The sequence below is a fragment of the Nocardia neocaledoniensis genome (genome assembly GCF_029868625.1).
Taxonomy (GTDB): Bacteria; Actinomycetota; Actinomycetes; order Mycobacteriales; family Mycobacteriaceae; genus Nocardia; species Nocardia neocaledoniensis_A.
The window spans coordinates 1-12648 of record NZ_JARWOJ010000183.1; the positions used below are offsets into that span (position 1 = coordinate 1).

The window sequence follows — 12648 nt, forward strand, 5'->3', positions numbered from 1 at the left end:
GCCCCCGACGTTCTCGTCGGGGGCCGCCGCTGTTTTCGGGCCGCGGGCCGGAGTTTCGCGGTGTTATCTGAATTTCCCCTGCTCGGCCAGCGATTGATGATCGAAATGTGGCCGTTGATAAAGCGGAAATCGTACCGGGAAATTGGTCCGCGATCGGAGGGTTATTTATTCGTAACCCTGGAGCGAATCGTTTCGCGCTGTGCATGCCATATACCAGGACAGGTGGGATCCAACTGAGCCGTCGGGGCTTGAAGTACGTGGCCGATGTCGAATCCTCCTGAGTAGATAAGGGTCTGTGAACCGGCCCTTTTCGGCCGTCTATAGCAGGAGTCGACAACATGGTGCATAGCGTTGAAACCTTGTGCGAGCGAGGCCTTTCCGGATATTCGAGCGGCCCCCTGCGCGCGTGCCCGGCGTTGTCGTCGGTGAATACCCGACCTCGTGGGTGGCGAGGTGGATCATGACCGACGTTATTTCTGGAACCCGTTCTGGAATGAGCTGGTTTCCGTTGTCGACCTCCGACGAAGCGTCGCGTTTCACGCAGGCGACCATCGACGGTCTCCGTGAATGGGCGCTTGACCATTTGACCCAGCCGCTGGCCGAGATCGGCCGCGAGGGGCCGGTCTGCCCCTATGTCGGCCCGGCGATGCGTCGCGACCTCATCTGGGTCGGCCGGGTCGCCGGAGCACGCCCGTGGCCGCCGTACGTGCGGCTGGTGATCGAGGACGCGCTCGAGTTGTTCTCGCGCCTCGCGCCGGCATCGGGCGGCTCCGCGGTGCTGCGCTGCCTGGTCACGGCCGTTCCCGAACTGCGCGACTACGCGCTGATCGACGAGTTGCACGCCGACCTCAAGACCAGGTTCGTCGAACGGGGACTGATGCTCGGTCAGTTCTATCCCGGCTGCACAGAACCCGGACTGTGGAACAAGGACTACCACCCGCTCGACGCGCCGATCCCCATGCTGGTGGTGCGCACGATGATGGCCACCGACTTCCCGTTCCTGCTCTCGCGTCCGGAGTGGATGTCGGCCTACGTCAAGAAGTTCGCGCCCGGCCTGCCCGCCCATGTGCGCGAGGTCGTGGTGGGCAGGCTCATCGCGGGCACGGCCAAGGAGGTACCGGAGTACCACTCGGACGTGCTGCCGCCCCAGCCCGTCGGTGCCGGGAGACGACAGCGATGACCCGCGAACTGTCCACCGCGCCGATGAGTGATTCGGCAGCGGTCGAGGAGTTTCCGCTCTCGCCCGCCCAGCTGGGCATGTGGTACGCCCAGCAGCTCGACCCCACGGTGCCGCTCTACGAGGCGCAGTACATCGACATGCGCGGCCCGCTCGATCTCGACCTGCTGGTCGCGGTGGCGCAGCAGGTGAGCCGCGAGTTCGAGTCCGGTCTGCTGCGGCTGGTCGATACTCCCGACGGGCCGCGTCAGGTGGTCGACCGGCGCATCGAGCTGACGATGTCGCACCTGGACTTCTCCGGCGCCGCCGACCCCGAGGCCGAGGCACTGCGGTGGATGCGCGCCGACATCGCGGCACCGATCGACCTGCTCGGCGACCGGCTGGTGCTCACGGCCCTGATCCGGATCGCTCCCGACCGCGTGCTCTGGTACTCGCGTGCCCACCACATCGTGGTCGACGGTTTCGCCTCGGCGACCGCGCTGTACCGCGTCGCCGAGCTCTACAACGCCGCCCTCGCCGGGCAGGAGCCGCCGCCGGGCCGCGCGGCGAGCCTGCGCACCGTCCACGAGGCGGACCTGCGCTATCGCGCGAGCACGCGCTTCGCCGCCGACGCCGAGTACTGGGCGCGGCGGACCGCCGACATGCCGTCGCGGTGCAGCCTCGTCGACGCCGCGGCACCAGCGCACGCGCTCGGCCGCCAGCACCGCGCGGAGTTGTCCGCCGAGACGAAGGACCGGCTGGACGCGGCGGCCGCCCGATTCGGTGTCGGCACGCCGGGTCTGGCGATGGCCGCGCTGGCCGTGTACTACGCGCGGGCGACCGGCACCGAGGACGTGGTGCTGAGCCTGCCGGTGTCCGGCCGCACCACCGCGACGCTGCGCCGTTCCGGCGGCATGCTGGCCAATGTGGTGCCGCTGCGCGTGCGGGTCGCCGGGGACAGCACCGTCGCCGAGCTGGTCGACGCGATCCGGGTGGAGGTCTCGGGCGCGCTGCGGCATCAGCAGTTCCGGCACGAGGAGATGCGACAGGGGGAGGCCGGTCGTGGTTTCGTCGGACCGGTCGTCAACATCATGCTGTTCCCGACCGACGTCGACTTCACCGACGTGCGGACGAGCCTGCACGTGCTGACCTCGGGCCCGATCGAGGACCTGTTCGTCAACTTCTATCAGCACGGCGCGAGCAGCTCCATCCACGTGGACTTCACCGCGAACCCGGATCTCTACGACTCCGAGACCCTGTCGCGGCACCATCGCCGGTTCCTGACATTGTTCGAGGCGATGATCGACGCGGACCCGGCGACCCCGGTGCGCGCGTTCGACTACTTCCTTCCCGACGAGCGGCCCCTGCGCGCCGGACTGTCCGGTGCGCCCGCCCCCTCGCCGCGCCTGCTCACTGACGTGCTCGACGACGGTCTGCGGCTGGCGGGCCCCGCCGCCACCGCAGTGATCTCCGGCGATCGCAGGCTCAGCTACGGTGCGCTGGACCAGCATTCGGCCCACCTGGCCCGCCGACTCGTCGCCGCGGGCGCGGGCCCGGAGTCCCCGGTCCTCGTGGCTTTGCCGCGATCGCTGGAATCGGTCGTGGCGTTCTGGGGCGTCGCCCGTTCGGGCGCGGTCCATGTGCCGGTGGGTATCTCGAATCCCATGGAGCGACTGGCGACAATGGTCGCTGAATGCGGTGCGCGGCTGGGCATCACGACTGCCGATCAGGTCGCGGACCTGCCTCGATCGGTGAACTGGATCCTGCTGCGAGAGGCCGACCTCGCTGCCGCTGTAGACGCCGAGGTCGCTGCCGGGGCGACTGCCGATGTCGCCGTCGCCGCTGGTTCTGCCGTCGCCCCTGGCTCTGCAGCTGGGGCGGCCGCCGCTGGCGGCGATGCTGCTGGCGCTGCCGCTGCCGCAGGCGATGTTGCTGGGGCTGGCGCTGGCGAGGTGGCGAGCGTTGCCGGTATCGCGGCGGCTGACGTCGGACCGGACACGCGCGCGAGGAACGGTTTCGGGCATGCCGCCGACGAGGCTGGGGGCGGGGCGCTGCCCCGGGCGACGATCGGTAATGCCGCCTACATCGTGTTCACGTCCGGGTCCACCGGCACGCCGAAGGCCGTGGTGGTGACCCATGTGGGGATCGCCTCGCTGGTGGCGGCGGTTCGCGATGCCTATGGCGCGGATCGGGAGTCGCGCGTATTGCATTGTCTCAATCCGAGTTTCGATGCCTCGCTGCTCGAGCTGCTGGTGGCGTTCACCGCCGGGGCGACGCTGGTGATCGCCGATGCCGACTCGGTGGCGGGCGCCGAGCTGGCCGCGGTGATCCGCGAGTCCGGCATCACTCACCTGTGCTCGACGCCTGCCGTGCTCGCGACGCTGCCACCGGGCGCGCTCGACGGTGTCCGCGCGGTCTCCACCGGCGGTGAGACCTGCCCGCCGGAGGTGGTGGCGCGGTTCGGACCCGGTCGGGCCCTGGTGAATTCGTACGGTCCGTCGGAAACCACGGTCGCCGCGACCTTCACCCCGCCGCTGACGAGCGACCGCGTCGCCGGTCTCGGCTCCGCGATCCCCGGCGTCACCCTCCACGTCCTCGATCGCCGCATGCGGCCGGTTCCCGCCGAAACCCCCGGCGAGCTGTACATCGCGGGACCGGGCCTCGCCCGCGGCTACGCCGGTCGACCCGGCGCGACCGCCCAGCGCATGCTGCCCAACCCCTTCGGCGCCCCCGGCGAACGCATGTACCGCACCGGCGACCTGGTCCGCTGGCACGCGACCGGCCGCGCGCCGCTCGATGGTGTCGCTGTCTCCGGTGCGGACCGGGTGACGGGCGGTGCGGGTGATGGCGCTCCGGCCACACGTTTCGTGCTGGAGTACCTGGGACGCAGCGATTTTCAGGTGAAGTTGCGCGGGATGCGCGTGGAACCGGGAGAGGTCGACGCCGTCTTGGCCACCTGCCCCGGGGTGGAGTTCGCGGTGACAGTGGTGCGGGTCGGAATGTCGGGGCGGGACATGCTCGCCTCGTATGTGGTTCCGGTACATGCCGAGTCGGTGTCCCTCGACGGGGCGGCACTGCGGGAATTCTGCATGGAACGGCTGCCCGCGCATCTGGTCCCCGCCACGGTCACCGTGCTGGATTCGTTGCCGCTCACCGGAAACGGGAAGGTCGACCGCCGAGCGCTACCCGAACCGGCGGCCGCGCCGACTGAGATGCGCGCCGGCGCCTCCGCGGTGGAGCAGGCGCTGTGCGCCCTGTTCGCGCAGGTTCTCGGCGTGCCCGAGGTGTCGGCGGAGGCGTCGTTCTTCGCGCTCGGCGGTGACTCGATCCTGTCGATCCAGCTGGTGTCCCTGGGCCGGACCGCCGACCTGGTCTTCTCGGCGCGTGACGTGTTCGAGCACCCCACCCCGGCCGGACTGGCGGCGGTGGTTGCCGAACCGGGGGAGCGGCAGGTCCTGCGTGAATTGCCAGGCGGCGGCGTGGGTTACGTCCGGAGAACACCGATCATGGCGTGGCTGCTCGCCCGCCCGGGCTGGCAGCACTTCGCCCAGACCATGGTGCTCGCCCTGCCTGCGGACGTCGACCGCCGCACCCTGGCCCGCACGCTCCAAGCCGTCCTCGACCGCCACGACATGCTGCGCCTCCGCGCCGTCGACGGCGACCGCTTCGAGGTGGCCGCCCCCGCGACCATCGACGCCGCCACGGTGCTCGCCCACCGGCGCTGCGCCCGGCTCGACACGTCCACCATCGACGCGGCGACCGCGGCGGTCGTGGACCGGCTCGACCCCGCGGCCGGTACCGTCCTCGCCGCGATCTGGCTCGAGCCGGACAGCGGCGATCAGCAGACGGTCGGTGATCGCGGCCTCCGGATCGGGAACGATGACCACGGGCCCGTCGAGCCGGGCCCGCAGGTACTCGGCGTGGATCATCGCGAAACCGGCGGGCGGCTGGTTGTCGCCGTGCATCATCTGGCCGTCGATGCCGTCTCGTGGCGCATCCTGATCGCCGACCTCATGACGGCCTGGAGTGCTGTCGCAGTGGGGGATTCGCCGCAACTGCCGCCGGTCGGAACCTCCATGCGGACGTGGGCGCACGCGCTCGAGGCGGCGGCCGACAACCCGGGATGGCGTGGTGAGCTCGACTACTGGTCCGGTGTGCTCGCGACACCGCAGCCGCGCTGGGGACGTCGGGAACTCGATCCAGCGCGCGATGTGGGCGCCGGGCTGGACCGGTTGGAGATCACGCTCTCGAACGAGACGAGCGCACAGCTCGTGCGGCATCTGCCCACCGCCCTGCGCTGTGGCGTCGAGGAGGCATTGCTCGCCGCGCTGGTGGCGGCCGTCTCCGAGCATCGCGGCACCTCGGGCCCCGCGCTGCTCATGCTGGAACGCCACGGCCGGGACGAGACAGTGGTGCCCGGCGCCGACCTGTCACGCACCGTCGGCTGGTTCACCAGCCAGTTCCCGATCGCGCTCGACCTCGGCGACGATCCAGATCCGGTCGCCATGGTCGCGGCCGTGAAGGAACAACTGCGCGCGGTTCCGCACGGCGGCTTCGGTTTCGGGCTACTGCGCTACCTGCGGCCGGACACGAGCGTACGGCTCGCGGCCCTGGGCGAACCGCCGGTGGGGTTCAACTACCTGGGTCAGCTAGCGGGCACCGGCGCGGGCCTGCCGTGGCTGCCGGTCGATGTGGCCGACCGGCTCGGTGCCGCCGGCGATGCCGACCTGCCCGCGAGCGCGGCACTCGCCGTGGACGCGGTCACCATCGACGACGCGGACGGCCCGAGAGTGCATGCGGTGTGGCGGTTCCCGTCAGGAGTCATCACCCGCGACGAGGTGGCGGGCATCGCCCGGCACTGGGACGAGACCCTGACGACGATCGCGCGGGCGATCGCCGAACCGGGTGCGGGCGGGCTGACCCCGTCGGATATCGCGCTGGTACCGGTCACCCGAACACAGCTCGTCGGCTGGCAGCGCCGGTATCCGGGCATCGAGGACGTCTGGCCGCTGTCACCGTTGCAGCAGGGCCTGCTGTTCCACACCCGGCTCACCGCCGGGCACCCCGACAAGTACGCCGTGCAGGCCGTCTTCGCCCTCGACGGTGCGGTGGATCCGGCGCGCCTCGAGTCGGCCGCAACCACCCTCGTGCGCAGGCATCCCGCCCTGCGCACGGCCTTCGTGACCACCGACGACGCGGCGGTGCAGCTGGTCATCGACGAGGTCACGGTGCCGTGGCGGGTGCTGGAGGCGAGCCAGGACGACTGCCCGCGGCTCGCGACGGAGGAACTCGCGCGCCCGTTCGACCCGGAACAGCCACCGCTGCTGCGCTTCCTGTGCGTGCGGTGCGGGCCGCGCGATGTGCGGCTGATCGTCACCAACCACCATCTCGTGCTCGACGGCTGGTCCATGCCACTGCTGTTCGGCGAACTGCTCGCGCTCTACGACTCCGAGACCGCCGCCCTGGGCGAACCGGTCTCCTACGGGCGGTACCTGAGCTGGCTGCACGACCAGGACGCCGCCGCGGCCAGGGCGGCGTGGTCGGACGTGCTGACCGGACTCGCCGGGCCGACCCTGGTCACCGCGGTCCGCCCGCCACTCACCCACGACGGCGAGCCCACCGACCTGCGCCGGGAAGTGCCGTTGGCGCCGGGCACCGCCACCGCGCTGAACCACCACCGCACCGAGCGCGGCGTTACGCTGAACACCGTCGTGCAGACCGCGTGGGCGCTGCTGCTCGCCGAGCTGACCGGCCACACCGATCTGGTCTTCGGCACCACGGTCTCGGGTCGTCCGCCGGAGCTGCCGGGCGCGGAGCGGATCGTCGGCATGCTGGTCAACACCGTCCCGGTGCGCATCGGCCTTTCACCGGACGAGCTGGTCGGTGACCTGCTGACCAGGGTCCAGCGCGAACAGGGCGCGCTGGTGGACCGGAACATCCTCGGCCTCACCGAGATCCAGGCGATCGCCGGACTCGGTCCGCTGTTCGACACCAGCATGGTCTTCGAGTCGTATCCGATGGACGTCGAGGCCCTGCGGGCCGCCTCGGCGCAGGCCCGGCTGCGGGTCCGCGACTTCCACGGCCGCGACGGCACGCACTATCCGCTGTGCCTGGCCGCCTTCGCCCACGACGGCCTGCGCCTCGAGCTCACCTGCTCGGACCGGTTCTTCGACGAGACGGAGGCCACCGCGCTCGCCCAGCGGCTGGCCAGGATTCTCCACCAGCTCGCCGATCCGGCGCGGCCGACGGCGGCGGTGCGCGGCGTGCCCGGTGGGGAGGTCGTCCGGGTCCGGCCGCGACCCCTGCGCCTGCTGCCCGACCTGCTCGCCGACGGACTGGGCGGCGACCGAATCGCCGTGGTGGACAGCGCGACAACGCTGAGCTATGCCGAGCTCGACAGCCGGTCGAATCAGCTGGCTCGCGCCGTCATCGCCGCGGGCGCGGGACCCGAGGACACCGTTCTGCTGGCGCTGCCGCGCTCGGCGGACTGGCTGCTGGCCGCGTGGGCGATCGCCAAGTCCGGCGCCGCCTTCGTCCCTGTCGACATCGACCACCCCACCGAACGCATCGCCACCATCGCGGGCGGCTGCGGCGCCCGCCTCGGCATCACCCGCGCCGGGCATCGAAACAGACTGCCCGACGATGTGACCTGGCTGAACGTCGACGACACCGCCACCGACTACTCCACCCGGCCGGTGACCGACGCCGACCGGATCCGTCCACTGCACGCCGGGCACCCCGCCTACCTGATCCACACCTCCGGCTCGACCGGAATTCCCAAGGGCGTCATGCTTTCCCACGCCGGGCTCAGCGGGCTGGTCGCCGGTATGGCGGAGCGCCTGCGGACAGGTCACGGCGACCGGCTGCTGCTGTGTATGAACCCCGCCTTCGACGCCGCGATCCTGGTGTGGCTCACCAGCTGTCACACCGGCGCGACGCTGGTGGTCGCCCCGCCGGAGGCCACTGCCGGTGACGCGCTGGCCGACACGATCACCGGCACCGGGGTGACCCACCTGGTCGCCCCGCCCGCGGTCCTCACCACGCTGCCGACGGCGGCGGTCGCCGGGGTGCGCACGATCGTCACCGGCGGCGAATCCTGCCCGCCCGAACTGGTCGCGCGCCTTGGCCGGGGCCGCACGATGCTCAGCTCCTACGGCCCCGCCGAAGCCACGGTGGCCGTCACGATGAGTGCGCCGCTGAGCAGGGACGACGCGGGCGACCTCGGGCTGCCGCTGCCCGGCTGCGGCCTGGCGGTCCTGGACGGCTGGCTGCGCCCCGTGCCGCCCGGAGCGGTCGGCGAGCTGTACCTGATGGGTCCCGGCCTGGCCCGCGGCTATGTGGGTGCGGCCGCCCGCACGGCGGAACGATTCGTGGCCGACCCGTTCGGCGCGCCGGGCGAACGGATGTACCGCACCGGTGATCTGGTGCGCAGAACCACCGCCAACCGCCTGAATTACGTGGGCCGCAACGATTCCCAAGTGAAACTGCACGGCATCAGGGTGGAGCCGGGCGAGGTGGACGCGGCCCTGCTCGGTGCGCCGGGCGTCGCGCTGTCGGTCACCGTGCCACGGCCGGGACCCGACGGGCGACAGACGCTGGCGTCCTATGTGGCACCGGTCGCCGGCGCCGAGCCGACCCCGACCGCGCTCCGCGAATTCCTGGTGCGCAGGCTGCCCCGGCACCTGGTGCCCACCACGGTCACCGTGCTCGACGCGCTGCCGGTCACGGGCAACGGCAAGGTCGACGTGCGGGCGCTGCCGGAGCCACGGCACACCGCGGCGCCTTATGTCGCGCCGGTCGGCGCCGAACGCCTGGTCGCCGACGCCTACGGCGCGGTCCTCGGCCGGTCCGAGGTCGGCGCCGACGACGACTTCTTCGCTCTCGGCGGTGACTCGCTGTCGGCCACCAGGGTCACCGCGCGACTGGGCGCCGAGCTCGGGGTCGAGGTGCCGCTGCGGCTGGTGTTCGAGGCACCGACCGTGCACGGGCTCGCGGCCCGGCTGGGCGGCGAGACCGTCCTACCCGCGAACGCCCTCGGCGGACCGTGCGCCGGGCCACGCCCCGACCGGATTCCCCTCGCGCCCGCGCAACGGCGCATGTGGTTCGTCAACCAGTACGACCCGGACTCCGGCGCCTACAACATCCCGGTCGTCCTGCGCCTGACCGGCCTACTCGATGTCGCCGCCCTGCGCGCGGCGCTCACCGACGTGGTCGGCAGGCACGAGGCGCTGCGCACGATGTACCCCGACCACGACGGTGTCGGCTACCAGGTGGTGGTGGCGCCCGAGGAACTGGCGGACCATGTCACGCCGATCGATACCGCCGAGGCGGAGTTGTCCGAGGCCGTCTTCGACTGTGTCACCGCCGGTTTCGATGTCGCCGCCGCCGTCCCGCTGCGCGTGCGGCTGTTCCGGCTCGCCGCCGATCGGCACGTGCTCGCCGTCGTCGTGCACCACATCAGCGCCGATGGATACTCGATGGGATTGCTGGCCCGCGACGTGATGACCGCCTACACCGCCAGGGTCGCCGAGGACACGCCGCGCTGGCCCTCCGACGCCGTGCAGTTCGCGGACTACACACTGTGGCAGCGTGATCGGCTCGGCGATCCCGAGGACCCCGACTCGCCGGCCGCTCGTCAGCTGGCCTACTGGACCGAGACGCTGGCCGGGCTGCCGGATCGGCTGGAACTCCCGGCCGACCGGCCGCGCCCACCGGTGGCGTCGCTGCGCGCGGGCACCGTGCACCGGGTCGTCGACTCGCGCACGCGGACCGCGCTGGAACAGCTCGCGGCGACCAACCGCTGTTCGCTGTTCATGGTGCTGCACAGCGCGCTCGCCGTCCTGTTCGCGCGGCTCGGCGGCACCGACGACGTCGCCGTCGGCACGCCGGTCGCCGGGCGCGGCATCGCCGAACTCGACGAGGTGGTCGGCATGTTCGTCAACACCGTGGTGCTGCGGACCCAGGTCGGCACCGCGCTGCCGTTCACCGAACTACTCGATCGGGTACGCCGCACCGACCTCGACGCCTTCGCGCACACGGAGGTGCCGTTCGAACAGCTCGTCGACCTGCTCGATCCCGCCCGCTCGGCGGCCAGGCACCCGCTCGTCCAGGTCATGCTGGTGTTCCAGAACCTCGGCCATGCCGAGTTCACGCTGCCCGAACTCCAGGTCGAGCCCATCGATCTGGAGCAGCGCAGCCTGCGCTTCGACCTCAGCGTCACCGTCGGTGACGACGGCGCGGGCGGGCTGTCGGCGCGTTTCGGCTATGCCACCGACCTGTTCGACGCGGCTACTGTGGGGCGGTTCGCCGACCGCTGGCTGCGCGTCCTGCGCGCCGTGAGCACGAATCCCGGTGTGCCGGTCGGTGATATCGATCTGCTCGACGCCCGCGAGCGCACGATCCTGCCCGGTCCGGCGATGCCCGCCGTCGCCCCGCCCGCACTGCTCCCCGACCTGCTGCGCACCGCCGTCGCCACCAACCCGGACGGCATCGCCCTTGTCGACGGGACAACGGAACTCACCTATCGCGATCTCGACGAACGCTCGAACCGGCTGGCCCGCAGCCTGATCCGGGCGGGCGCGGGCCCGGAGGAACTCGTGGTGATCGCCCTGCCGCGCAGCGCGTGGTCGGTACTCGCGGTCTGGGCGGTGGCCAAGACGGGCGCCGCCTTCGCCCCGGTCGACCCGGCCTACCCCGCCGAACGCATCGCCCAGATCCTCGCCGACTCCGGCGCGACCCTCGGCATCACCACGTCTGGAGCCGAATCCATCCGCCCATGGATCACTCCCGCGGATGGGTCCACCGCCGATGGCGGCTCGGGCGGGCGGTCGGTGCGTTGGCTGCTGCTCGATGATCCGGCTGCCGCCGAACTGGAGGCCGTCTCGGACGCGCCGATCGATCCCGCCGAACTGCGCGGCATCGTGCGAGTCGCGCACCCCGCGTATGTCATCTTCACCTCGGGTTCGACGGGTCGCCCCAAGGGCGTGGTCGTCACCCATGCCGGGCTCGCCAATCTGGTCGCCGCGCAACGGGAACGGCTGGGGCTGACCTCCGGATCCCGGGTACTGCACGTGGCCTCACCCAGCTTCGACGCCGCCGTACTGGAACTGCTGCTCGCGGCGGGCGCCGCCGCGACGCTGGTGGTCGCCGGGCCGACCGCGTTCGGCGGAGCGGAACTGGGGGAGTTGCTCGCTCGCGAGCGGGTCACCCACATCGCGCTCACTCCCTCGGCGCTCGGTTCGGTCGACACCGTGCATCACGAACACCTGCGCGCGATCATCACCGGCGGCGAGCCCTGCCCGCCCGAGCTGGTGCAGCGGTGGGCCTCGCCCGGCCGCGTGCATTTCAACGACTACGGCCCCACCGAGGCCACCATCTGGGCCACCGGTACCGGGTCGCTGCGTCCCGGCTGCGAGATCACCATCGGCACCGCGGTTCCCGGCCTCGCGGCGATGGTGCTGGACGAGCGCCTGCACCCCGTCCCCGACGGCGTCGTCGGCGAGCTGTACCTGGCGGGCCCCGCGCTGGCACGCGGTTACCACGGCCGACCGGACCTCACCGCCGCCCGCTTCGTCGCCAACCCCTTCGCCTCGGGATCCACCCACCGTACGACCGGGAACGGCGCTGCCGCTCCCGGCCGTGACAACCGCGCACCCGCCGCACGCGCCGACAGCACCCGCTCGACTGCCGGCCGCACGGTACCCGTCGCGTCCGCCTCCGTGGACACACCCGCCGCCGCCCTCGCGACCAGCGAACGGATGTACCGCACCGGCGATCTCGTGCGCAGGCGCGCACATGTCCTCGAATACCTGGGCCGATCCGATCTGCAAGTGAAGCTGCGTGGCCTGCGGATCGAACCGGGTGAGATCGAGGCGGCGCTCACCGCCGATCCGGCGGTGTATCAGGCCGTGGTCACCGTCCATACCGACCAGGCACTCGGCGAACTGCTCGTCGCCTACCTGGTGCCGGAACGCGACGCCGCGTTCGGCGTGGAAGCCGTGAAAGAGGTGTTGTCGCAGCGTCTTCCGTCCTACATGGTGCCGACGGCGTTCGTGGTGCTGGACGCACTGCCGCGCACCGCCAACGGCAAACTCGACCGCCGCGCGCTACCCGCCCCCGACCTCAGGTCCGGCCGGTTCCGCGCTCCGGTCACCCCCACCGAACGCACCGTCGCCGACATCTTCGCCGAACTGCTCGGTGTGCCGAGGGTCGGCCTGGACGACAACTTCTTCGCCCTCGGCGGCAATTCGCTGATCGCGACCAGGATCGCGGCCAGACTCGGTGCCGCCCTCGACACCCGCATCCCTGTCCGCATGGTCTTCGACGCGCCGACGGTGGCCGAACTGGCCGCGGCCGTGCGCACGGCCGCGGCGCCACCCGGGCCGCGGCCCGGCCCCCCGCCCCGCCCCGGTAGCCCACCCCACGCGGGGGCGCCGCGCCGCCAGTGGGTGCGGCAAAGCCACCCCCCCCCCCCCCCCCCCCCCCACCGGCCC

At 71.7% G+C, this 12648-nt stretch carries 2 protein-coding genes; both read left to right on the top strand.

Annotated elements, in window-relative coordinates; translation table 11 throughout:
* The first annotated feature begins 493 nt into the window (after positions 1 to 493).
* A complete protein-coding gene (locus tag QH270_RS13355; protein ID WP_280341557.1) occupies positions 494 to 1180 on the top strand; it encodes a DUF6875 domain-containing protein in 687 nt (228 codons plus the stop codon).
* The coding region (locus tag QH270_RS13360; RefSeq protein WP_280341559.1) for a non-ribosomal peptide synthetase at positions 1177 to 12648 on the top strand (11472 nt) is incomplete at its 3' end. The genes QH270_RS13355 and QH270_RS13360, both read left to right, overlap by 4 nt.

Bases quoted from the DNA above. Each gene is read 5' to 3' on its own strand.
- QH270_RS13355 (WP_280341557.1), top strand. From the start codon at position 494: ATGAGCTGGTTTCCGTTGTCGACCTCCGACGAAGCGTCGCGTTTCACG.